Raw genomic sequence first — 21,764 nt, forward strand, 5'->3', positions numbered from 1 at the left:
AAAGGTGAAAAAAATTCTAGCCATTTGCGGCATTGAGCTTTCTCTCATTTTTAAGAAGCCACAGAACTATTTGATCATGTTTGCTGCCCCGCTTTTGCTTACCTTTGTATTTGGGAGTATGCTCGGCGGCAATGATGATAAGGTGCGGCTTGCAATCGTTGATCAGGACGATACGATTCTCTCACAGCATTATATTCGGCAGCTGAAGGCACACGATGATATGTATACATTCGAAAACGTGTCTGAAAACAAAGCGTCAGAAAAGCTGAAACAAAAGAAAATTGCCGGGATCATCGTTATTTCCCGCTCGTTCCAGACACAGCTGGAAAAAGGCAAAAACCCTGAACTGATTTTCCGTCACGGCCCTGAACTGTCGGAAGCGTCGATGGTCAAACAATATGCAGAAAGCACATTGGCAACGCTCAATATTCAGGTGACCGCGGCAAAAACGGCATCTCAGACAGCGGGAGAGAACTGGAAGGCGGCGTATAAAACCGTTTTCGCCAAAAAACATGAAGATACAGTTCCGGCTGTAAAACGGCAGACGCTCAGTGATAAAAAAGAGGGCGCGGAAGCAAGTGACACAGCCTCCAGAGCAGCAGGTTTTTCCATCCTGTTTGTCATGCTGACCATGATGGGAGCGGCTGGAACCATTTTAGAAGCAAGAAAAAACGGCGTCTGGTCCAGATTGCTTACAGCCTCTGTCAGCCGAGTGGAAATCGGTGCTGGGTATGTGCTGTCCTTCTTTGTCATTGGCTGGATTCAATTTGGCATATTGCTTCTTTCCACCCATTGGCTGTTTGCCATCAACTGGGGGAATCCGGCTGCAGTTATTGTATTAGTGTCACTTTTTCTATTGACCGTTGTCGGCATTGGATTGATGATTGCGGCCAACGTCAGAACGCCAGAACAGCAGCTTGCGTTCGGCAACTTGTTTGTCATCGCAACATGTATGGTGAGCGGGATGTATTGGCCGATCGACATTGAACCGAAATTTATGCAATCCATCGCTGAATTTCTTCCGCAAAAGTGGGCGATGAGCGGGCTGACGGAGATTATCGCTAACGGTGCCCGCGTCACAGATATTCTCGGAATCTGCGGCATTTTGCTTGCATTTGCTGCGATCACTTTCGCAGCGGGGCTGAAAGCGCTCCGAGCCTAAAAAACATCTGCCGTTTAGGCAGATGTTTTTTAGCATGTGGGTACATTCGTATGGGTGTAGCCTGAACTGCGGTTAATCCTTATCTATCATAGCTAAAATTGATTCCAGCCAAGAAACGTAATTTTTCTCCCGCTCCAGCGCTTTCGTTAGCACAAGATAGTGGCCGAAGTCCGGTGAAGAAAATGACATCGGCTCTGCTGAAGCCATAAGCTTTTCATAGCTTCCCTGTAAGTCAGAAAGCTTGGCCTGTCGTTTTTGCAGCTGGTCTTTGAACAAATCAGAAGCCTCCTGGCGCGATAGACAAGAAATGAAATAAGCCTTCAGCATAAATTCATCCTTCACCGTCTCGGGTATCGGCTGGTGGCGGATCAGCCAGTCATGCAGTTCCTGCTTTCCGCTGTCTGTCAGGGTGTACATCTTTTTCTCCAGCTTTGTGCCCTGAATCGTTGTCCGAAACGTGATAAATCCTTCATCCGTCAGCTTTTTGAGCTCAGGGTAAATCTGGCTGTGCTTGGCGCTCCAAAACTGGCCGAGCTCCTCTTTAAAATAACTCGTAATATCGTATCCACTCAATTCGCCTTTTCGCAAAAGCCCTAATATGGCGTATTTTAATACTCTCATGCTATCCTCCGTGTCTGGCTGTTTCGCAAAACAGATGAGCCGGTGCTCAACTGTGATTCTAACTGCCTATTCCCCTTATTATAGAAAAGGGAGGAAGGGAACACAACCGGGCTCTTTGGAAATGAAGATAAAAGGTTTGTCAGAAGGTATCCGATTTATCTCCGTCATATAAAAGAGATTTAAATTTAATTTTCAGAAAAAATATTAACCATATTGATTTTTTATGTATAATAGGAAATTGGTGGTATAAACATTTTAAGGGGGAAGAAACGTGAAAAAAGTACTTATGGCATTCATTATTTGTTTATCGCTGATTCTATCTGTTTTAGCCGCTCCGCCGTCTGGCGCAAAAGCTGAATCAGTACATAATCCTGTCGTTCTTGTTCATGGAATAAGTGGTGCATCATACAACTTTTTCGCTATTAAAAACTACTTAATTTCTCAAGGCTGGCAAAGCAACAAACTGTACGCAATTGATTTTTATGATAAAACAGGAAATAACCTAAATAACGGCCCGCAGCTTGCTTCATATGTTGACCGTGTTTTAAAAGAGACGGGGGCAAAAAAAGTAGATATTGTGGCTCATAGTATGGGAGGCGCCAATACGCTGTACTATATTAAATATTTAGGCGGAGGCAATAAGATTCAAAATGTCGTAACGCTTGGAGGGGCTAATGGTTTAGTATCATCAACGGCGCTACCGGGCACAGACCCTAATCAAAAGATCCTCTATACATCTATTTACAGTCTCAATGATCAAATTGTCATCAATAGCTTGTCTCGGTTACAAGGAGCGCGAAACATCCAGCTTTATGGCATCGGTCATATTGGCTTGCTTTCTAATAGCCAAGTGAACGGCTATATCAAAGAAGGGCTGAATGGCGGAGGCCTCAATACAAATTAATATCTTCAAAAAACAACCTGCTGCCTCCGTTACAGTGGGTTTTTTCGTCTGAGAAAGCCATAGGGTCTTATGACCTTAGTCTATCATGCATACGTCAATTTATGACATCAGGCACTTTTTCAAATAGAGCGGACATGTTAAGGTACAACCATCGATTTCTATCAATTTGAAATAAAAGGAGCGCTGTTATGCAAATTAAAGAAATTTTTATGATCCGCTGCATTTCGTGCTTAAGTGTCGTCTTGCTCCATATCATTTCAATGGTCCTGATGCTTCAGGCAGAAGCTCTTGCAGATATTTCTCACACTGTTGATTCTTTCCGCACACTCCTGATGTTCAGCACGCCCGCTTTTATTTTCATCTCTGAATTTTTACTGGCCCGTTCTTATCCTGATGGGGTGCCTGACGGTTTTTTAAAGAAGCGGGGAAAAGTGATTTTTGTTCCTTTTTTATTTATCGCGGCCATCGATGCGCTGCTGATGACCAGTGCGATGGGGGGAGAGGTAACCTTTCTCGCGTTTGTGCAAAAATATCTGGCGAACGTTTTCTTAGGAAACTTTATCGGATACTTCATTCTCGTCATCTTTCAATTTTATATGCTGCATATGATGTTTCATGAGTACTTGAAAAAAGCATCGCCGAAATGGGTGCTGTCTATCTCATTTGTGGTGACAGCCGCTTATTTAGGCTATTTCTCCGCAGCCAGCCCGGCTCCTGCTTCTGAAGAGGGCGGGGCATTTCCGTTCTTCTGGGTTCCGTTCGCAGGCTGGCTTTTCTACTTTTGTCTAGCCTACTATTGCGGAAAAGAATACAAGCGTTTTTTAGCGCTGCTGAACCAATACCGCTGGGTGGTGTACGGCGCCGCAATTGCTTCTGGGGCGCTGGTTGTCACTGTTTCTTATGTCGGTGAAATCGGCATGATCAGCTCGAAGCGGCCTGATATCATGCTGTATTCAACAAGCATGATTTTCCTGTGTTTTCACTTGTTTTCCAAAATGAAGCATGTGCCGAAAATCATGATGTTTATCAGCAACTATTCCTTTTCGATTTATCTGCTTCATGCCTATTTTATGATTATAGGCTACGTGTTGCTTTTGAATATGCCCGAAATTCCTGCCGTACCGGCTGTTCTCCTGCTGTTTGCCGTGTGTACAGCCGGCCCGATTCTGACCTCGTGGGCACTGAATAAGTTCAAATATGGGTATTTATTTGTGGGGAAAATTTATCAGCCAAAACAGAAGAAGGTAACAGTCGAAGTGCGTGATCACGCAGGGTGAAAAACAAGCGGCAGGGGGGCTCCTGCCGCGTTTCTTTACTTCTCATCCGCTTGCAGAACTGTTTTTAAATATAGTTTTGCAGACTCAGCAAGTCCAGATACATCAGCTTTTTCTTCATCGAAATACAGGGCGTTTTGAATGATGCCGTCATTCATATTGAGGAAAAACTTGGCGATAGTCGCAAGAGGCTGAAGCGGCTGAAACTCTCCCTGATCGATCCCTTTTTGCAATAGCTTTGAAAATCTTTCCACAAAAAGATCATACCTTTTCTCCAAATACTGCCTACGTTCCTCATTCCGCCAAGCTGTCACTAAATATTCAAATTGCACCGGCGCCAGCGTATCTGCTACATCACGCAGGCCCTCAGACAGTTCATCCAAATAGATTGAAATGGCGGACCAAACACTTTGGTGTTCAGCTGATTTATCAAGCTTTCGGAGTCCTTCATCCAGCCCTGTTTCAATAATGCGGCGAAACATCTCCTCAGTGCTTGAAAAATAAAGATAGACACCGCCCCGGCTGAAACCTGACTCTTCTACAACGTCCTTCATCGTCGTTAATTCGAATCCTTTACGTTTAAAAACCGTTTTGGCAGCCTCTAAAATCTTTGCCTGTCGTTTATCCTTGTGCTCCTTTGTTACTTTTGGTGACAAGATATCGCCTGCTTTCTGAAACTTTCTTACCTACAAGTGTAATCAACCCAATCAAGATCAGCAAGCAGCCACAGACAAGAAAAGCAAGTGAAACACCGATCCATTCCGCCAGCATGCCTCCGCCCGCCATGCCGAGGATGGAGGCGAGGGTTGTCGCGCTCTGAATGGCGCCAAACACCCTGCCGCTGTAATCAACCGGCACTGTTGTTTGCACGAGAATTTGAAATGGAATATGGACCAGACCAAAAGCCGCTCCCATGATGAAAAAAGCGAAAATAAAAAGAGCAATGCCGGCAATTCCCATTCCGCTCAGAAATGGCACGCCTCCAGTTGCTAGTCCAAGCAGAAAGGTCCCAGCTGAGAAATAAAGAAAATAAGAGGTGATTCGCCGTCTGCCGGCAATTGCCGCCGTAAGGAGCATGCCGGCTCCGCTGACGGCCATGCACCAGCCTGCAAGCTCAGGCGGAGCGCCTGAAAAAGAACGGATAAGAATGATAGCCTGGGAATCACCAATCTGCAAAACAAAGAGAACGACGCAAGCTGTGAGTAAGCCTATTAAAAGAAGCGGCATCCGTTTCAAATACTGAAGGCCTTCTTTAATAGAAGCAAGTGCTGATGTTTTTTCTTGAGGTGTATTGGCTTTTTGTAAAAAAGCATCTTTGGGGAGGAAAAACAAAATGACAGCGGAAAGAAGAAAGGCGCCGGCGTTAATATAGAAAACAGAATGTATAGAGACAGCAGCGATCAGCATGCCGCCAAGGGCAGGGCCGAAGATTTTTGCACTGTTATCAATGATGCTGCTGGCGGAAACAGCCTGCTGAATGTGTGCTTCCGGAGCCAATTCCTTAAGCTTTCCGTTTTTAGCAGGTGAAAAAAGTGAAGAAAAACAGCTCTGAAGGCATAGCAATACGTAAAGCTGCCAAAGCTCACTGACATAAACGCAGCTGATAACGGTGAGGGCACGTCCGATTTCAGACAGAAACATGATCGTTTTTCTGTCAAAACGGTCGGCAAGCAGACCCGATACAGGTCCGAGTACAATGACAGGCAAAGCAAACGACATCATTAAAAGCGACATATCTAATGGAGAAGCATGAAGCTGAAAAGCGGCTAATGTTAGCACGGCCAAAATGTGAAGCCAGTCTCCAAGTGAAGAAATGGTTTGCGAGGCTAACAGTGTCATCAGTCCTTTTTGATTGCGAAACAACGGTTTTTCCATGATTCATCCTCCTGATTATTAAAATGACACTAGTGTCGTTTTTATTGTATGGGAAAAAGACACAATACACAATCTTTTTCTTGTAAAATAAAGGAGAAGATTGAATAGAAGGGAGAACATGCATGACATCAGTCAATCTAAGCTACCCAATAGGAGAATACAAGCCGAGGGAATCCATACTCGAAGGAGCAAAAAGATAAATGGATTCAAGTACTTGAAGAAGTGCCGGCAAAATTGAAGCAAGCTGTAGAGGGCATGACGGACAGCCAGCTTGACACACCGTACCGGGACGGTGGATGGACCGTTCGGCAAGTTGTTCATCATCTGGCTGACAGTCATATGAACAGCTATATTCGTTTTAAATTGAGCTTGACGGAAGAGACACCGGCTATTCGTCCGTATGATGAAAAAGCATGGTCGGAGCTAAAAGACTCGAAAACGGCAGATCCGAGCGGCTCACTCGCGCTTTTGCAGGAGCTTCACGGAAGATGGACGGCTCTGCTCCGCACTCTGACGGATCAGCAATTTAAGCGCGGATTTTATCACCCTGATACAAAGGAGATCATTACCCTGGAGAACGCGCTCGGCCTGTATGTCTGGCACTCACATCATCATATCGCTCATATTACGGAGCTTTCCAGACGGATGGGGTGGTCTTAACGCTTTTGCCGGCGGAAAGCCGGAATACTGATAGCAGCAATCACCAGAAGTGAGATCACAGCAGCCGCTGCATATAACTGATCATAGCCGCTGGCGACACTCGCATGAATGGCGTCGCTTATCGCGGTTTTGACTTCAGGAACGGGAATGCGTTCGATTTGTTCTTGTAAAGAAGAAACATCAGAACTGTCGATCTCCGGAATCATCTGCATCGCCTTTTCTGAATATCCGCTGTCCGATAAGCGGCTGTTGATCTCATCACCTATTTGGTCAAACCCGGCTGTGATAAAACCTGCATAAAGAGTAGGCGCCAAGGTCAGTCCAATTTGCCTTACTAATGAAAGCGTGCCAAGAGCTGTACCCTTATTTGTTTTTGCCGCTTCTGATACAAGGACGTTCAGCGGAGCGCCTAACAGAAAGCCAAAACCGATCCCAGCTGCCACACTTGCGATCATAAACTCCCATTTTTCCGTCACCCAGAACGGAAATAAAGCAAACCCCGCACATGAGATGATTCCCGAAAGAATAACGGTTTTTACAGGACCTTTTTGGTCGGTAAGCGCTCCGCCAAGCCAAGCGCCGATTCCGGAAGCCAACGCAAGCGGTGTCATCCAATAGCCTGCTTTTGCGGCAGGGACACCCAAATACTGTTCGACATATGACGGGATAAAAATGACTGCCGCCAAGAGCCCCCCGGATAACAAACCGATGATAAGCGTGCGCTGAAACATATGGTTTCGCAGCAGAGAATACGCCAAAATGGGATCGCCTCCTCGCATTTCAACTCTCTTTTCATACGAGATAAGCGCTGCAAAACAGAGTATGCCAAAAATAATACATCCATAAACCTCCGGATTCCCCAAGCTGTGTAAGAGATTTGCCCCGTCAAGATTGGTCATGCCGTACATCACAGCTAAAATCGACAGGGACAAAAGGAAGATTCCGGCCGCATCGAGGCGCTTAGCCTCAGGTGCTTTTGTTTCCGCGATAAAACATGCGCCGAAAACAACCAATAGCACGGCAATCGGCAAATTAATCAAAAACAGCCAATGCCAAGACCCGGTCCAATCAAGCAGAAAGCTTCCGATATTTGGCCCGAGCACAGCGGCCATCCCGTTCATTGCGCCAAGCAGCCCAAGCGCCTTCCCCTGTTTTTCCTTTGGAAGGGTCGCGAGAATGTGGGAGCTGCCGATGATGAAAATCCCGCCGCCTCCAAGCGCCTGAATCAGCCGCGATATCAGAAAGAGCGGGAAGCTTTGGCTCAAAGCAACAAGCAAAGAACCAAGTCCGAACAGGCAAACCTCAATGAGAAAGAGTTTTTTTCTGCCGTAGCGGTCGGAAAGCTTTCCGACGATTGGCACACTGACGCTAAGACCGAGCGTATAAAGGGTAATGCCCCATGATCCCCAGGAAGGAGAAACGGAAAACGACTCGTTTATCGTTGTTAAGGCAGCTGAAATAATTCCGTTATCTAGCGCAGCCATAAATACACCAATCGTAAACAGGCTGATCGCCCACTTTTGGCCTTTCTGCTCTGTTAATGCTTCAGGCATATTCATCAACCCCTTTTTTATTCACTAGAAGTATATTATTCATTTTAAATGAACTAAATGTCAAATAAAAAAAGCCTGCTCCCGCAGTTTGCGGATGACAGACTTACAGATTTATTCTTTTTTCGCTTTTTCTAATGCTCTTGAAAGGATAGACAGCCCTTCGGAAACAGCCTGCTTTTCTTCAGGGGACAGCAGCTCTAATGAACGCTTCAATTTCAGGTGGCCTTTTTCATACAAACCCCGGAAAATCTTTTTCGCATTCTCTGTCAACTGAACAACTACAGAGCGGCGGTCCTCTTCAGAATGTGAGCGTTTGACAAATCCTGATTTTTCAAGCCGGTCAAGCAGCCCAGTTGTATTGGACAGGGAAGCCCCCATTTTTTCAGCAATGTCGCTCACTTTCAATGTTCCATGGTTGTTTAATAGCATCAGCACCTTCATTTGCGGCATGCTCATATCCAGCTTCATCCACTCGGACACATCACCGAGCCCGGCGGACGTTAAGACTTTCATATAGAGCACCCATATTTCCCGTTCCTCCGATGAAAGAATGTTTTCGTTTAATACTGTTGTATCGTGTAAATTATATTCCATTTCATCACTTCCTCATCATTCACTCCTCTTACCATATTACTCGATTTTCACTCCTGAAAGAAAGTGAGCAGAAACCGCATGCGGGACTTTGTCCGAAAAATAACGGTAGTGTATAATGAGTTGGAGATTATTGGGGGAGAGGATCGAACTAGAATATGATTGGAGAGACCATTGCTGATTAAAAAGAATGCTTTATCAATATTAAAAATCGTTTTTCCTATTGCTGTTTTGCTATTTGTTATTTATCAATCGAAAAAAGAACTGACAAATCTGTCATTCAAACGTACGCTTATGGTCATCAACGGACTGGAACGAACTGACTTATTTATGCTTGTGTTGATCGGCTTGCTGGCTGTTGCGGCTATGTCGCTGTATGATTACGTCCTGAAGTACTCACTGCGCCTATCGATCACAAACGGAAAAGTTTTCAGGGTTTCCTGGATCGCCAATTCATTTAATAATGTGTTGGGATTCGGCGGTTTAGCCGGAGTCGGGTTAAGAATGATGTTCTATAAGGAGCATACGAAAGACCATAAGGCACTCGTGAAAGGAATCGCCTGGCTCACATCATCTATGCTGCTCGGATTATCTGTTTTCAGCATTTTCGTCGCTGCGAGAGTGCTGCCAGTGGATGAAGTGATTCATGAGAAGCCTTGGCTATGGGCGGTCGTTATCGGTTTTGCGCTGATATTGCCGCTATCTTTGGCGGTGTCCAAAATAAAAGACCGCAAAGCTGGGGACGAAGAGAATGCGGATAAAGTGAAAAATCCGATTTTCGCATATATTGGAGCTTCAGTTGTTGAATGGCTCATGGCCGGGACCGTCATCTATTTTGCTTTGTTCGCTATGGGCATTCATGCAGATATCAGGTATGTGTTCGGGGTGTTCGTCATTGCGGCGATCGGAGGAATGATCAGCCTCGTGCCGGGCGGCTTCGGCTCGTTTGACCTTTTATTTTTGCTGGGGATGGAGCAGCTTGGCTATCATCAAGAGGCCATCGTTACTTCTATTGTGTTGTACAGGCTCGCCTATTCATTTATCCCATTTATCTTGGGACTGTTCTTTGCCGCAGGCGACCTGACGGAAAATACAATGAAGCGGCTCGAAACGAACCCGCGCATCGCACCGGCAATTGAGACGACAAACGTTCTGCTTGTTGTTCAGCGTGCGGTATTAGTGAGAATTTTGCAAGGCTCGCTTTCCCTTATTGTGTTCGTAGCAGGTCTGATTGTCCTGGCCTCAGTTTCCTTGCCGATTGACCGGCTGACGGTTATACCGCACATTCCGCGCCCGGCGCTTTTGCTGTTCAACGGCCTGTCCTTAAGCTCAGCGCTCATTCTGCTGATTCTGCCGATCGAGCTTTATAAACGGACAAAACGTTCCTATACGATGGCCATTACAGCGCTTGTTGGCGGCTTTGTGTTCAGCTTTTTAAAAGGGCTTAACATCAGCGCGATATTCGTATTGCCGATGATTATCGTATTGCTTGTGCTATTGAAAAAACAATTTGTCCGCGAACAGGCATCCTATACACTGGGACAATTAATATTCGCTGTGGCGCTGTTTACTGTGGCGCTCTTTAACTACAATCTGATCGCGGGCTTTATTTGGGACCGGATGAAGAAGGTGCTGCGTCACGAATATTTCGTCCACAGCACCTCGCATATTACACATGCAACCATCATGGCGATCATTATTGTGCCGCTGTTCTTCTTGATATTTACAGTGGTCTATCATAAGAGAACGAAACCGATCGGAGAGAAAGCTGATCCTGAGCGTCTTGCTGCGTTTCTCAATGAAAAAGGCGGCAACGCGCTGAGCCATCTCGGTTTTCTTGGAGATAAGCGGTTTTATTTTTCCAGCGATGGGAATGCACTGCTACTGTTTGGGAAAATCGCCAGAAGGCTGGTCGTGCTCGGCGATCCGTCTGGCCAAAGAGAATCATTCCCGCTCGTGCTGGAAGAATTTCTGAACGAAGCGCATCAGAAGGGATTCAGTGTTTTGTTCTATCAAATTGAACGAGAGGACATGGCGCTGTATCACGATTTTGGCTACAACTTCTTTAAATTGGGCGAGGAAGCATATGTAGATTTAAATACATTTACCTTGAGTGGGAAGAAAAAAGCCGGCCTTCGGGCAATCAATAACCGCTTTGAGCGGGAGGAGTATACTTTCCATGTGGATCATCCCCCATTTTCTGATGCGTTTTTGGAGGAGCTGAAGCAAATCTCAGACGAATGGCTCGGCTCGAAAAAAGAGAAGGGATTCTCGCTCGGATTTTTTGATCCTTCCTATTTACAGAAAGCGCCGATCGCCTATATGAAAAATGCAGAAGGAGAGATCGTTGCATTCGCAAATGTCATGCCGATGTACCAGGAAGGAGAGATATCGGTTGATCTGATGCGCTATCGCGGCGACGCTCCAAATGGCATTATGGACGCATTGTTTATCCGTATGTTTTTATGGGCAAAGGAAGAGGGCTGCACGTCATTTAATATGGGGATGGCACCCTTGGCCAATGTCGGCACTGCCTTTACATCCTTCTGGTCCGAAAGGTTTGCCGCTGTCATTTTTAATAATGTCAGATACATGTACAGCTTCAGCGGCCTAAGAGCCTTTAAAGAAAAATACAAACCGGAGTGGCGAGGGAAATACTTAGCGTATCGGAAAAACAGATCTCTTTCTGTCACCATGTTCCTCGTTACACGTCTGATTGGCAAAAGCAAAAAAGACTCCGTCTAATAAGACGGAGTCTTTTTTTTATTTCGTTTTTAAGAAGTAGGTTTCAATATCATCAAGCAGATAGTTTGCGGCTTTAATTCCGCCTGCGGTTGTCCACACGACGTCATCGACTTCATGTGCATTACCTGACTTCACGGCCTTTAGGTTTTTCCATAGTGAACTGCTTGTCCACTGATTGGCCCATTTTTCATTTTCCTTTGCATTATCGGCTTTATAAGTGAAATAAAACAGCACATCAGCATCCATATCAGGAATAGATTCTTTACTGTCGGTTGAGAACGTAAATTGGTCCTTTTGTTTCTTAAACAGCTCCACTTGTTTTTCAGGGCGTTTGAAGCCAAGCTGGTCTAAAATAATCCCAGGAAATGAATCGGTATAATAGATTCTTGACTCACCGGATAAAAAGCGTACGACAGAAACGGTTTTGTTTGTCTGGTCGCCCAGCTTGTTTTTTAAATCAGAAACGCGTTTATCAAAATCGGCAATGACTTCCTTGCTTTTGTCCGCCTTATTCACCGCGTTGGCGTATAGAGTCAGGTTATCCTTCCAGTTCCCGGCCAAAGATTCAGCAAAAACAGTCGGCGCAATCGCATTTAACTGATCATAAATTTTCTCCTGGCGCACTTTGTTTCCAATAATCAAATCAGGCTTTAATTCTGCGATGGCTTCCACATTCGGTTCCGTTTCAAGACCGACGTTTTTAACACCTTTCATGTCATCTTTCAGATAGTCATACCACGGGTCGCCCTTCCATGACTTTACGGCTCCGACCGGCTTAATGCCAAGCGCTAAGAGCGCCTCTGTTCCTTCATTAGTTAAAACAACAATCCGTTTTGGATTGGCGGGGATGTTGTCTGATGTCCCCATTGCATGTTTGACCGTTCTTGTTTTGCTGCTTGACCCCTCGCTGTTGCTTGAACTTTCTGAACTATTACAGGCAGAAAGTACCATAAAGGCCATTAAAAATACGAATAGCATGCTGATATGCTTTTTCATCTTTTTCCTCCCAATATTGAAATTCATTATCATTTAGATCATAATAAGCAGTGTTAAGAGTGTCAATCCCTAATTGAGGATTATTCTCAAAAACAAACATTACATAGTAAATAACTAGGAGAATATTAGATCATGATCTGCAAAAAGGCATCTTCAAAATGGATTGTGTTAGTATGTCTGATTTTCATTTTACTGGCGGCTGTCTGCGCAAGCGTCGTGTATGGCTATACAGGTACGTCATGGAGACAGGTCTATCAGGCGTTTACTTCCTTCAACGGAACAAATGAGCATGTCATCATCAAGGATGTCAGGCTTCCGCGCGCTTTGGTTGCGACAGTCGTCGGCGCCTCGCTTGCAGCCGCGGGCGCTCTCATGCAGGCGCTCACAAAAAATCCGCTTGCGTCACCGGGGATTTTCGGGATTAACGCCGGTGCAGGTTTTTTTATTGTTGCCGGATCGTTTTTTCTGCATATTCAGTCACCTCAGGCGCTAGTATGGAGCTCGTTTCTTGGGGCAGCATTTACCGCTGCGATCGTCTATGCAGCAGGCACGCTTGGAAGAGAAGGACTGACGCCAATCAAACTGACGCTGGCGGGAGCTGCCATGGCAGCCATGTTTTCTTCTCTGACACAAGGCTTGCTTTCTGTCAACGAACTCGAGCTTGCCCAGGTGCTTTTTTGGCTGACTGGCTCTGTGCAGGGCCGGAGTCTGGATCTGTTGATGACGATGTTTCCATATGCAGCGGCAGCGCTGGTAATCTGCTTCTTTCTCGGCCAAAAAATTAACCTCCTCGTTATGGGAGAAGATGTGGCAAAAGGACTCGGCCAAAAAACGGGCCTGCTGAAATTTGTGATGGCGCTTTGTGTTGTCATGCTTGCAGGGTCCGCTGTCGCCATTGCCGGGCCGATTTCTTTTATCGGCATCATTATTCCGCATTTTGCCCGCTTTGTCGTTGGTAATGATTATCGCTGGGTTCTGCCATTTTCCGCTGTTTTGGGTGCCATTTTGCTTGTTTGCGCGGATATCGGTGCGCGATATATCATTATGCCTCAGGAAGTTCCTGTCGGGGTCATGACCGCCATCATCGGAATGCCTGTGTTTGTGTACATCGCAAGAAGGGGGGCGAAGCTATGAAACTTCGTTTTGGCGTTACTGCGGCTGAAAAGAAAGCATGGATCGTCTTTTTGATTTTACTGGGGTTAACAGCTGCGGTACTCATCATAAGCGCTGGTCTCGGACAAAGGTTTATTCCTCCCTGGGATGTAGCAAAAACATTCTTTGGTGCAGGTTCCAAGCTGGATGAACTGATGATCATGTCGTTCCGCATGCCAAGAATTTTGACGGCTTTATGCGCCGGTGTCTGCTTGGCAGCGGCAGGCGCGATATTGCAGGGGCTCGTCAGAAACCCTCTCGCATCTCCGGATATTATCGGAATAACAGGAGGAGCGGCGGTAGCGGTCGTGCTTTTAATGATGTTCTTCTCAGACCGCAGCAGTTCACTTACGATCAGTCTGTCATGGCTTCCAGCAGCCGCATTTATCGGCGCATCGGCTGTCGGGCTCATCGTCTATTTACTGGCATACAAAAATGGCGCCTCCACATTTCGGCTGGTGCTTATCGGAATCGGATTTTCAATGTCGGCGCAGGCGATGACTACCCTGTTGATGATCAAAGGCCCGATTTACCGAGCATCACAAGCCAATGTGTATATCACTGGGTCAGTTTATGGGTCAAACTGGCAGCATGTAAAAATAGCTATTATCTTATCTGTCATTCTCTTATTCATTTGTTTTGTCGCGCTAAAAAATATGAATATACAGGTGCTGGGTGAAGATATTGCGGCGGGTGCAGGAAGCGCTGTGCAGCGAAATCGTTTTTTCTTGCTACTTTTGAGTACGGCTCTTACTGGTTGTGCAGTTTCAGTTGCCGGCACAATCGGTTTTGTCGGGCTGATGGCGCCCCATATTGCAAGACGGCTTGTCGGCTCATCTTATGGCGCGCTGCTCCCAGCGTCGGCACTTATTGGAGCTCTGCTCGTTTTAACAGCTGATATCGTCGGCAGAACCTTATTTGCTCCGGTGGAAGTGCCGGCCGGCGTCTTTACAGCGGCTATCGGCGCACCTTATTTTATTTATTTGCTCTATAAAACAAGAAATTCTTAATCGTTACACCCATTTTCTTAAAAAAGAAAATGGGTTTTTTTGATAATGACTGAAGATTCGTAATTATTTTTGCTATACTGACAGAGACATTGATAAAGAAAGGGCGGCAGATGAATGAAAGAAGCAGAGGTATTAAAATATGAAGCATTTACAAGCAGTCCCGGCAAAGGAAACCCCGCAGGCGTCGTTTTGCAGGGAGACGATTATACGGAAGACGAGATGCAGATCATAGCTGAGCGTGCCGGGTATTCAGAAACCTCCTTTATCCGAAAAAGCGAGTCGGCCGATCTTGAACTCCGTTACTTTACACCTGGACACGAAATGAATTTGTGCGGTCATGCGACAGTTGCTTCTCTTTACGCATTATGTGAGAAAAGAATGCTGGAGAGCGGTAAAACGTACAGCATCCAAACGAAAGCGGGTATCCTGCCTGTGAAGATTTCTGAAAAAGATGGCCGTATTCATATCACGCTTGAACAGGCCTCTCCGCAATTCAAACCATTTACAGGCGATCGGAAAAAACTTGCGGACGCACTGGGTATCACCGAAGAGGATTTTCATGAAGACCTTCCGATTGTGTTTGGCAGCACTGGCATATGGACAGCCATCGTTCCGCTTAAATCATTGGAGGCTTCCAAAAAAATGGTGCCAGATAACAAACAATTTCCGGAAGTGTTAATTGATCTGCCAAAAGCTTCAGTCCATCCGTTTACCTTTGAAACCGTTCATCCCGACAGCGACCTGCACGGACGCCACTTTTCATCCCCGTATTCGGGAACGATTGAAGACCCCGTGACCGGCACAGCATCCGGCGTGATGGGGGCTTATATGAAACATTATGGAAATGCCGAGCAGCATAAATTTATCATTGAACAAGGGCAGGAAATTGGAAAAGACGGAAAAGTGGAGATCGAAATGAACGAAGCCGGCGGCCATGTGAAAGTGAACATGACAGGAACAGCCGTTTACTCAGAAACCCGTATTCTTAAATTCTAATACGGATGATGGTTTACAAAAAGATGCACTTTCCGTTATTATTATGAAATGATAATCATTTTCAATTGCATAGGAAGGTGAGACGGTATGCCTCAAACCGAACAAATACATCAGCATTCAGTACTGCGGGACATCATACGCAGCAGAAGATCGATTCGAAAGTTTAAACAAGAGCCAGTACCTTCAGCAGTCATTCTTGACATGCTTGAAACGGCAAAATATGCGCCAAATCACAGAGTGACAGAGCCATGGAGATTTATTTACGTTTCCAGTGAGACAGGTAAAGCGAACCTCATCAATACATTTGCAGCGTTCTCTAAGAAATCCAAGCCGGATATGACAGAGGAAAAGCTTCAAAATTTCAAAAACACACTTGGGCGCGTTCCGGGATTTCTGCTCGTCGTGTTTCAGGAAGATGAAAACGAAAGAGCGCGGGACGACGATTTTGCGGCAACAAGCTCGTTGATTCAAAATCTCCAGCTTCTTGCTTGGGAAAAAGGAATCGGCATGGTTTGGAAAAGCGGAAAAATCCTTTATGACAAAGAAGTCCATCAGGCCTTTGGTTTGCAGGATAATGAGCGTTTCGCCGCCATCATACAAACAGGTTATCCTGACGAGGCGCCGGAAGTGAAAAAACGCACACCGATCCGCGACCGGTTTACTGAAATGTAAAAAGCCCCTTGTCTCAAACGGAGACAAGGGGTTTTTCATTAACGAGATTTCTTTTTCGCTCTGTTGTCGGCTGCTTTCGCACGCTCTTGCGCTTCGCGATCATCTGCATCAGCAAGCTCGGTTGAATATTCTTCGTAAACGCCGTCAGTTTCCCTTTTTAATGTATCGGGAACTTGTGGAAGCTTTTGTTTGTTTTTATCACGGTTTTTGTGGATATGATTTCTGCCCATATCAAATTCCCCCTAAAAAGTGATATCAAACAAATATAGTATTTGGTTTTAAGGGGTTATGTATTCCTACTTCCGCTTAGCAGCTTTTTCCGCTTTTTTAAATTCGCCTGAATAAAGAACTTCCTGCATTTTTTTCAGGTTGGCGCCTTGCTGGTGCTTCTCCCTCTTTTTTTCCATAAAAAGGACCTCCTTCAACCATGTTATTCTTAAGGTTGACGCTTCCTGCTGTTTTTATACAGTCTTTCGGTCCGCTATCAGCTGTGAGAGTGCAAATTCAAGATCCGAATATGTAAAACGAAATCCAGAGGTTATCGCTTTTTTAGGAAGAGCGCGCTGTCCTTTCACAATCAAAAGACTCATTTCACCCAATGCTTTTGATAAAAAGAATTCCGGGACGGGGAGCCAATGCGGGCGGTGCTTCACCCGTGCAATCGCTTTTCCGAATTGCTTCATGTCCACAGGATTGGGCGCGGTGACATTCATTGGGCCTGAGATGCCGGCATTTTCCACCGCATATCGGATCATCTGGGCCGCATCCTCGACATGAATCCATGACAGCCACTGCCTTCCCGTTCCAATCGTTCCGCCGGCCAGAAACTTATAGGGGAGAACCATAAGCGGTAGAGCACCTTTTTCTCCAAGCATCACGCCAAATCTTGCATAAACCGTCCGGATGCCCATCGCTTCAATATGCTGTCCTTCCTTTTCCCACAGGTGTGCAGTATGGCTGAGAAAATCCTCATCTGACGTTGCAGAATCCTCTGTGAAAGTTTTCTCAAGGCTTGTCCCGTAAATACCCACGGCACTGGCTTGGATCAATGTCTTCGGCTTCTCCTTCTGTTTCTGAATAAGCCGCTGCACTTCACGCGTCGCATTGATACGGCTGGAGAGAATGTGCTGCTTCGTTTTTTCTGTCCAGCGGCCAAAAATCGATTTTCCCGCAAGGTTTATCCAGACATCAATATGAGGAAGTTCCTGCTCCGGGGCGGCTCCTTCCGTCAGCCATTGGACATATGTCATATTTTTTTGTTCAGTTTCCCTTGCGTTTCTTGATAAAATATAAACATGGTGTCCCTGGCGGATAAGAACGCCTGTCAGATGCTGGCCGAGAAAACCGGTTCCGCCCGTCATTGCGATATTCATGAACATCTCTCCTCATCGTTCTAATAAATATACTTTACCTCATTGTAATAAAAGAAAACGCGTTTCAGGCCTGAGAAGGGAGATTAAGATGCCGTTTATTACAAAAATATCAACGCAAAAAAAGAATACGGAACGCTTCAATATTTTTCTGGATGATAAATACGCCTTCAGCGTGGACGCGGATGTGCTCGTGAAATTTGAGCTCAAGAAGGGAAAAGAACTCGATGATCTTGACATCATTGAGATTCAATACGGCGATGAAGTGAAGAAAGGCTTCAACCGTGCGCTTGACTTTTTATCCTATCGAATGCGGTCGACGAAAGAGGTCGAGGACCACTTAAAGAAAAAAGAAACCTCGCCCCCCGTCATTGCGGAAGTCATCCATAGGCTTAACGATTACAAGTACTTAAACGACCAGGAATTTGCCTCAGCCTATGTCAGCACTCACAAAAAAACAAACGGAAAAGGCCCTGATGTTTTGTTCAGAGAGCTAAGAGCGAAGGGAATTGATGACGATACAATTAAGGAGGCGCTAAGTTCCTTTTCCTTTGAGGATCAGACAAGGGAAGCGGTCAAGCATGTTGAAAAGCTTCTCAAAAAAGATAAAAAACTTTCGACGAAAGAACTTAAACAGCGCGCCCAGCTGCAGCTTCAGCGCAAGGGCTTCTCATTTGATGTTATCAGCGCGGCGATGGATCAGATTGAATATGAAAATGATGAAGACACAGAGAAAGAAGCGCTGCGCCTTCACGCGGAAAAAGCGTTTAGAAAATACCGCTATGACGGCTCATATGAAAGCGCCATGAAGGTCAAACAATTTTTATTCCGCAAAGGATTCTCACTCGATTTAATCGAGCAATTACTGCAGGAAGAGGAGTACTGAAATGGAGAAACGATACAGTCAAATGACACCTCACGAACTTAATACCGAAATCGCATTACTTTCTGAAAAAGCAAGAAAAGCCGAACAGCATGGAATCATAAACGAACTGGCAGTGCTCGAACGGAAAATTACGATGGCAAAAGCATATTTGCTGAACCCGGAAGATTACTCACCGGGAGAAACATATCGTGTGGAAGACACTGAGGACGAGTTTACCATCAGTTATTTAAATGGCGTTTTCGCATGGGGATACAGAACCTCTTCCCCTCAGCAAGAGGAAGCGCTGCCAATCTCAGTATTGAAAGAAAAAGATTAAAGCGTAACGGGGAGGCTGATGATCAGCCTCTTTTTGTTTGCAGCACATTTACACGAATTCTTAAAGAAAAAATCATTGAATTCACTTGAAAAATCTTTTAAGATGAAACTCGTTGTTTTTTAAAATCAAAGGAGGCGATGACGTTGAGTATCAAAAACCCATCTGTAAAATTTATTATATTTGTTCTTATGATTTGTACATTTTCAATCGGCTATACAGAATACGCGGTGATGGGTATTTTGACGTCGATTGCCAATGACTTTCATATACAGGTTTCATCCGCAGGGCTTCTTGTCACGGCTTATGCGGCAAGCGTTTGTTTGACAGGGCCGCTCGTCACCATCATTTCCGTCAAGCTTCCGAGAAAGCCTGTGCTTCTTGGGCTGATGGCGATATTTATCCTTTCCAACCTGATGAGCGCACTGGCGCCGAATTTTGCTGTATTGGCCATTTCAAGAATTTTATCTGCGTCCATACACGGCGCTTTCTTCGCGATTGCCATGGTATTCGCAAGTGAAATGGTTCCGCCGGAAAAGCGTGCTGCAGCTGCTGCTTCAATGAACGGCGGACTGACAGTGGCTCTAATGCTTGGTGTTCCATTCGGCTCTTATCTCGGAGATGTCCTGAATTGGAGAGCGGTGTTTTCCATCATTACGGCACTTGGTGTCATCGGATTTTTAGGCCTTATGGCTGCCGTGCCGAACAGAAAACCAAAAGTGATCCCAATGCTTATGAATGAGTGGGGGGTTTTTAAACACAAACAAGTGCTGTTTTCCTTCGCGATTACCATTTTAGGCTATTCCGGTGTCTTTATCGCCTACACCTTTATCGAACCCATTTTGAGGCATTCAGCCGGATTCAGCACGGTTGGCATTACAGGTGCTCTCTTTGCGTATGGATTGGGAGGCGTTGCCGGGAATTTCTTTGCTGGAAAAGTACCGCTGCCTTTGCTGACTCGGACGATGATCGGCGTAATGATCGGTTTAATCGGTGTTCTGGCTGTATTTCCTTACATCGCCATTTACCCGGCTGCAGCCATTGTGGCAACGTTCCTATTCGGGGCATGCGCATTCGGCACGCCGCCTCTTCTGCAAACAAAGGTCATTTCCTCATCTGAGGGCGGCACAACCATTGCCGCAGCTGTCAGCGTATCAGCATTTAACCTTGCCAATGCCCTTGGTGCATGGATCGGCGGAATGATTTTAAACGGAACAGGCTCTTATTCCTGGCTGTTTGCAGGAGGTGCGCTTATGACTGCATGCGGACTTGTGCTTTCTACCTTCGCACACTTATCAGAAAAGAAGAGCGTCTACGAATATCAAGTCAATAAAGGGTAAAAACAGCTGCAGTGTATGCAGCTGTTCTTCTTTACCGTTTGCCTGAGGCTCTCATTCTTTCTTGAGGATGCTGATTGATAGATCCGTCAGCACGCTTTGAAGCATAATCGTCCTTTGCTCTCGGTTCACCCTGAAATTTGTTTTCGTTTTCGTAAGGAAATCCTTTTTCTTTATTTCGGACCATGTCATATCCCCCTAGATTCGAGATCAAAAAGTTGCGTCTTTCCAGATGAAGACGTAAGGTTAGTATATGGAGAACACTACGTAATAAAGCGTTATTTTTTTCCTGAAGAAAGGAGACTGCACATATGAATATGTACATTGAGAAACTGACTAATCTGCTTCTGGAAAAGAACGAGATGATCAGCTATATACAGGCAAAAACGTGGGTGGAATTGTTATGGAGCGATTTCGAAGCAACCTATGCAAAAGCCGGACACGCCTATCAAGGTGAAAAAATGACTGAAAAAATCGTCACACAATGGATTGAAAACTATGGCGGCCAGCTCCACCTTTTTCAAAGCTCCCGTAACGACGTGAATGATTACTTAAATCAAAGCAGAGGCCTTTTGCATTAAAAACCTGCCGTTAACGACCGGCAGGTTTTTTCATTTTCTTAAAATTACCTTAACAGGAAGAAATCATAAACAAAACATGTTTCACCAGCCTGTCAATCAGGGAATACCACTTATATCTTGTCAAAATGCGAGGAGGAGCTTTATATGAAAAAGAAACAAGTAATGCTCGCTTTAACAGCTGCCGCAGGACTGGGTTTGACAGCACTTCATTCCGCTCCCGCAGCAAAAGCTGCGCCCCTTCACGACATATCTGTCAGCATGCCATCATCCGATACTTACATCATAAAAGCAGGAAAGCTGAATGTCCGGACTGAGCCAAATCATGAAGGTGATATTCTCGGCACTGTATCATCAGAACAAAAGGTAAAAGTCGATAGGTTCGTAAATGCCGATTGGGCTCAAATTTATTTCAAAGGAAAGAAAGCATATATTTCAACTCACTTTTTAATGAAAACCGCAAGCCAAGCGAAAACAACGAAACAGACAGCCTTCTATGCACCGACGCCCGAAAATGGAAAAGCTAAACAGCTCTCATCTGGAACAGAGGTGACAATACTTGGGTGGGGATTCAGTGAAAACGGCGGATTTGACTTCACTTGGGCGTTCGTGGATTATGGCGGAGTTAAAGGCTATATTCACACAAAGGATTTACAAATGCGATAAAAAGGCAGGCCGAGGCTTGTCTTTTTGCCTATGCATGAAACATTTCTTCTTTCTGCACGTAACAATGAGAAAGGAGATGATGATATGACGGGTTTAGTCGGCGGAGGGCTTATGATCATTGCGGGCATACTGATCAAACTGTTTCCTCCCAAATCGATCAACAGTGTGTACGGATACAGAACGAGACGCTCAATGTCAGATCAAAGATTATGGAATGAAGCGAACCGTTACAGTGCATCATTAATGATCCTGTCAGGCTTGGTGATTGCGGGAATGGGTTTGCTGCTGGGATCAAACTTGTTTATTCTTCAACTTATCATGCTGATTGCCGCCAGTGTCATAACATTTATGCTAACGGAGAAAAGGCTGAAAATCATGACGCACAGTCAAGGAGGAGATTGAA

24 protein-coding genes and 1 pseudogene are annotated in these 21,764 nt (G+C 45.4%); 15 read left to right on the top strand and 10 right to left on the bottom strand.

All coding sequences use genetic code 11. The annotated features are described in order from the left end of the window. The first annotated feature begins 4 nt into the window (after positions 1-4). Positions 5-1,162, top strand: a complete 1,158-nt coding sequence (gene lnrN / locus NSU05_RS04375; RefSeq protein ID WP_038428638.1) for a linearmycin resistance permease LnrN — start codon at positions 5-7, stop codon at positions 1,160-1,162. Between the two features lie 72 nt (positions 1,163-1,234). Here lnrN and padR read toward each other — a convergent pair whose 3' ends face one another. Next, positions 1,235-1,783 carry a transcriptional regulator PadR gene (gene padR, locus NSU05_RS04380; RefSeq protein ID WP_003233588.1) on the bottom strand — a complete coding sequence of 183 codons (549 nt, stop codon included), beginning with the start codon at positions 1,781-1,783 and terminating at the stop codon, positions 1,235-1,237. A 271-nt stretch (positions 1,784-2,054) separates the two neighbouring features. On the opposite strand from padR, the gene estB reads away from it, so the two are divergent. Further along, complete coding sequence (gene estB / locus NSU05_RS04385; RefSeq protein WP_003243184.1) at positions 2,055-2,687, top strand: esterase EstB; 633 nt, start codon at positions 2,055-2,057, stop codon at positions 2,685-2,687. 188 nt (positions 2,688-2,875) lie between these two features. Then, entirely contained in the window at positions 2,876-3,964 is a 1,089-nt protein-coding gene (locus NSU05_RS04390) for an acyltransferase family protein (protein ID WP_038428639.1), read from the top strand. 35 nt (positions 3,965-3,999) lie between these two features. On the opposite strand, the gene NSU05_RS04395 is transcribed toward NSU05_RS04390, so the two are convergent. Together NSU05_RS04395 and NSU05_RS04400 are read right to left on the bottom strand one after the other, a co-directional pair. Then, positions 4,000-4,617 carry a TetR/AcrR family transcriptional regulator gene (locus NSU05_RS04395; RefSeq protein ID WP_038428640.1) on the bottom strand — a complete coding sequence of 206 codons (618 nt, stop codon included), beginning with the start codon at positions 4,615-4,617 and terminating at the stop codon, positions 4,000-4,002. Then, entirely contained in the window at positions 4,583-5,836 is a 1,254-nt protein-coding gene (locus tag NSU05_RS04400; protein WP_014479207.1) for an MFS transporter, read from the bottom strand. Before NSU05_RS04400 ends, NSU05_RS04395 begins: the two co-directional genes overlap by 35 nt. 122 nt (positions 5,837-5,958) lie before the next feature. On the opposite strand from NSU05_RS04400, the pseudogene bstA reads away from it, so the two are divergent. Continuing rightward, positions 5,959-6,496, top strand: a pseudogene (bstA, locus tag NSU05_RS04405) (bacillithiol transferase BstA). Here bstA and NSU05_RS04410 read toward each other — a convergent pair. Further along, entirely contained in the window at positions 6,493-8,049 is a 1,557-nt protein-coding gene (locus NSU05_RS04410; protein WP_038428641.1) for an MFS transporter, read from the bottom strand. The pseudogene bstA and the gene NSU05_RS04410 sit on opposite strands and share 4 nt — an antisense overlap. A gap of 111 nt (positions 8,050-8,160) precedes the next feature. Beyond that, a complete protein-coding gene (locus tag NSU05_RS04415; RefSeq protein ID WP_003233577.1) occupies positions 8,161-8,643 on the bottom strand; it encodes a MarR family transcriptional regulator in 483 nt (160 codons plus the stop codon). Between the two features lie 171 nt (positions 8,644-8,814). Between NSU05_RS04415 and mprF the strand changes: the two genes are divergently transcribed. Continuing rightward, complete coding sequence (gene mprF / locus NSU05_RS04420) at positions 8,815-11,385, top strand: bifunctional lysylphosphatidylglycerol flippase/synthetase MprF (protein WP_038428642.1); 2,571 nt, start codon at positions 8,815-8,817, stop codon at positions 11,383-11,385. Between the two features lie 18 nt (positions 11,386-11,403). Here the strand turns inward: mprF and NSU05_RS04425 are convergent, their stop codons facing one another. Further along, positions 11,404-12,381: an iron-siderophore ABC transporter substrate-binding protein gene (locus NSU05_RS04425; protein ID WP_015252520.1), complete on the bottom strand. Its 978-nt coding sequence runs from the start codon at positions 12,379-12,381 to the stop codon at positions 11,404-11,406. A 132-nt stretch (positions 12,382-12,513) separates the two neighbouring features. On the opposite strand from NSU05_RS04425, the gene NSU05_RS04430 reads away from it, so the two are divergent. The 4 genes from NSU05_RS04430 (at position 12,514) to NSU05_RS04445 (ending at position 16,211) form a co-directional block, all read left to right on the top strand. After that, on the top strand, positions 12,514-13,515 hold the full coding sequence (locus NSU05_RS04430; RefSeq protein WP_038428643.1) for an iron ABC transporter permease: 1,002 nt from the start codon (positions 12,514-12,516) through the stop codon (positions 13,513-13,515). Continuing rightward, positions 13,512-14,543, top strand: a complete 1,032-nt coding sequence (locus tag NSU05_RS04435) for an iron ABC transporter permease (protein WP_003233568.1) — start codon at positions 13,512-13,514, stop codon at positions 14,541-14,543. Before NSU05_RS04430 ends, NSU05_RS04435 begins: the two co-directional genes overlap by 4 nt. 114 nt (positions 14,544-14,657) lie before the next feature. Then, positions 14,658-15,539, top strand: coding sequence for a PhzF family phenazine biosynthesis isomerase (locus NSU05_RS04440; RefSeq protein WP_032723009.1), 882 nt, complete (start codon positions 14,658-14,660; stop codon positions 15,537-15,539). Positions 15,540-15,626: 87 nt separating this feature from the next. Beyond that, positions 15,627-16,211 carry a nitroreductase gene (locus tag NSU05_RS04445; RefSeq protein ID WP_003243940.1) on the top strand — a complete coding sequence of 195 codons (585 nt, stop codon included), beginning with the start codon at positions 15,627-15,629 and terminating at the stop codon, positions 16,209-16,211. Between the two features lie 38 nt (positions 16,212-16,249). Here NSU05_RS04445 and NSU05_RS04450 read toward each other — a convergent pair whose 3' ends face one another. From NSU05_RS04450 to NSU05_RS04460, 3 genes are all read right to left on the bottom strand, one after another. After that, the gene (locus NSU05_RS04450) at positions 16,250-16,441 is read right to left on the bottom strand and encodes a YfhD family protein (RefSeq protein ID WP_038428644.1); all 192 of its coding nucleotides are present in this window, start codon (positions 16,439-16,441) and stop codon (positions 16,250-16,252) included. A 66-nt stretch (positions 16,442-16,507) separates the two neighbouring features. Continuing rightward, positions 16,508-16,618 (bottom strand): YfhE family protein, encoded by a 111-nt coding sequence (locus NSU05_RS04455; protein WP_003223230.1) that lies wholly within the window; start codon positions 16,616-16,618, stop codon positions 16,508-16,510. 54 nt (positions 16,619-16,672) lie between these two features. Next, complete coding sequence (locus NSU05_RS04460; protein WP_038428645.1) at positions 16,673-17,584, bottom strand: TIGR01777 family oxidoreductase; 912 nt, start codon at positions 17,582-17,584, stop codon at positions 16,673-16,675. A gap of 88 nt (positions 17,585-17,672) precedes the next feature. On the opposite strand from NSU05_RS04460, the gene recX reads away from it, so the two are divergent. The 3 genes from recX (at position 17,673) to NSU05_RS04475 (ending at position 20,120) form a co-directional block, all read left to right on the top strand. Further along, positions 17,673-18,467, top strand: a complete 795-nt coding sequence (recX, locus tag NSU05_RS04465; protein WP_038428646.1) for a recombination regulator RecX — start codon at positions 17,673-17,675, stop codon at positions 18,465-18,467. Position 18,468: 1 nt separating this feature from the next. After that, the gene (locus tag NSU05_RS04470; RefSeq protein WP_038428648.1) at positions 18,469-18,783 is read left to right on the top strand and encodes a YfhH family protein; all 315 of its coding nucleotides are present in this window, start codon (positions 18,469-18,471) and stop codon (positions 18,781-18,783) included. Between the two features lie 143 nt (positions 18,784-18,926). Continuing rightward, the gene (locus NSU05_RS04475) at positions 18,927-20,120 is read left to right on the top strand and encodes an MFS transporter (RefSeq protein WP_003243500.1); all 1,194 of its coding nucleotides are present in this window, start codon (positions 18,927-18,929) and stop codon (positions 20,118-20,120) included. Between the two features lie 31 nt (positions 20,121-20,151). On the opposite strand, the gene NSU05_RS04480 is transcribed toward NSU05_RS04475, so the two are convergent. Then, a complete protein-coding gene (locus NSU05_RS04480) occupies positions 20,152-20,304 on the bottom strand; it encodes a small, acid-soluble spore protein K (protein ID WP_003223241.1) in 153 nt (50 codons plus the stop codon). A gap of 124 nt (positions 20,305-20,428) precedes the next feature. Here NSU05_RS04480 and NSU05_RS04485 point away from each other — a divergent pair, with 124 nt between their 5' ends. From NSU05_RS04485 to spdL, 3 genes are all read left to right on the top strand, one after another. Next, positions 20,429-20,698 (top strand): YfhJ family protein, encoded by a 270-nt coding sequence (locus NSU05_RS04485; protein ID WP_003243789.1) that lies wholly within the window; start codon positions 20,429-20,431, stop codon positions 20,696-20,698. Between the two features lie 144 nt (positions 20,699-20,842). Continuing rightward, on the top strand, positions 20,843-21,361 hold the full coding sequence (locus tag NSU05_RS04490; RefSeq protein ID WP_029317456.1) for an SH3 domain-containing protein: 519 nt from the start codon (positions 20,843-20,845) through the stop codon (positions 21,359-21,361). An 84-nt stretch (positions 21,362-21,445) separates the two neighbouring features. Next, positions 21,446-21,763 (top strand): SdpC immunity protein SpdL, encoded by a 318-nt coding sequence (spdL, locus tag NSU05_RS04495; RefSeq protein WP_038428649.1) that lies wholly within the window; start codon positions 21,446-21,448, stop codon positions 21,761-21,763. The last annotated feature ends 1 nt before the right edge of the window (position 21,764 follow it).

The sequence above is a fragment of the Bacillus sp. EU52 genome, from assembly GCF_037964975.1.
GTDB lineage: Bacteria > Bacillota > Bacilli > Bacillales > Bacillaceae > Bacillus > Bacillus subtilis.

Coding starts and splice junctions, on each gene's coding strand:
- NSU05_RS04425 (WP_015252520.1), bottom strand. CDS start 12,381: ATGAAAAAGCATATCAGCATGCTATTCGTATTTTTAATGGCCTTTATG.
- NSU05_RS04460 (WP_038428645.1), bottom strand. CDS start 17,584: ATGAATATCGCAATGACGGGCGGAACCGGTTTTCTCGGCCAGCATCTG.
- NSU05_RS04450 (WP_038428644.1), bottom strand. CDS start 16,441: ATGGGCAGAAATCATATCCACAAAAACCGTGATAAAAACAAACAAAAG.
- NSU05_RS04440 (WP_032723009.1), top strand. CDS start 14,658: ATGAAAGAAGCAGAGGTATTAAAATATGAAGCATTTACAAGCAGTCCC.
- NSU05_RS04490 (WP_029317456.1), top strand. CDS start 20,843: ATGAAAAAGAAACAAGTAATGCTCGCTTTAACAGCTGCCGCAGGACTG.
- NSU05_RS04480 (WP_003223241.1), bottom strand. CDS start 20,304: ATGGTCCGAAATAAAGAAAAAGGATTTCCTTACGAAAACGAAAACAAA.
- spdL (WP_038428649.1), top strand. CDS start 21,446: ATGACGGGTTTAGTCGGCGGAGGGCTTATGATCATTGCGGGCATACTG.
- NSU05_RS04410 (WP_038428641.1), bottom strand. CDS start 8,049: ATGCCTGAAGCATTAACAGAGCAGAAAGGCCAAAAGTGGGCGATCAGC.
- NSU05_RS04470 (WP_038428648.1), top strand. CDS start 18,469: ATGGAGAAACGATACAGTCAAATGACACCTCACGAACTTAATACCGAA.
- NSU05_RS04390 (WP_038428639.1), top strand. CDS start 2,876: ATGCAAATTAAAGAAATTTTTATGATCCGCTGCATTTCGTGCTTAAGT.
- NSU05_RS04400 (WP_014479207.1), bottom strand. CDS start 5,836: ATGGAAAAACCGTTGTTTCGCAATCAAAAAGGACTGATGACACTGTTA.
- NSU05_RS04430 (WP_038428643.1), top strand. CDS start 12,514: ATGATCTGCAAAAAGGCATCTTCAAAATGGATTGTGTTAGTATGTCTG.
- NSU05_RS04445 (WP_003243940.1), top strand. CDS start 15,627: ATGCCTCAAACCGAACAAATACATCAGCATTCAGTACTGCGGGACATC.
- NSU05_RS04455 (WP_003223230.1), bottom strand. CDS start 16,618: ATGGAAAAAAAGAGGGAGAAGCACCAGCAAGGCGCCAACCTGAAAAAA.
- NSU05_RS04435 (WP_003233568.1), top strand. CDS start 13,512: ATGAAACTTCGTTTTGGCGTTACTGCGGCTGAAAAGAAAGCATGGATC.
- recX (WP_038428646.1), top strand. CDS start 17,673: ATGCCGTTTATTACAAAAATATCAACGCAAAAAAAGAATACGGAACGC.
- padR (WP_003233588.1), bottom strand. CDS start 1,783: ATGAGAGTATTAAAATACGCCATATTAGGGCTTTTGCGAAAAGGCGAA.
- NSU05_RS04485 (WP_003243789.1), top strand. CDS start 20,429: ATGAATATGTACATTGAGAAACTGACTAATCTGCTTCTGGAAAAGAAC.
- NSU05_RS04415 (WP_003233577.1), bottom strand. CDS start 8,643: ATGGAATATAATTTACACGATACAACAGTATTAAACGAAAACATTCTT.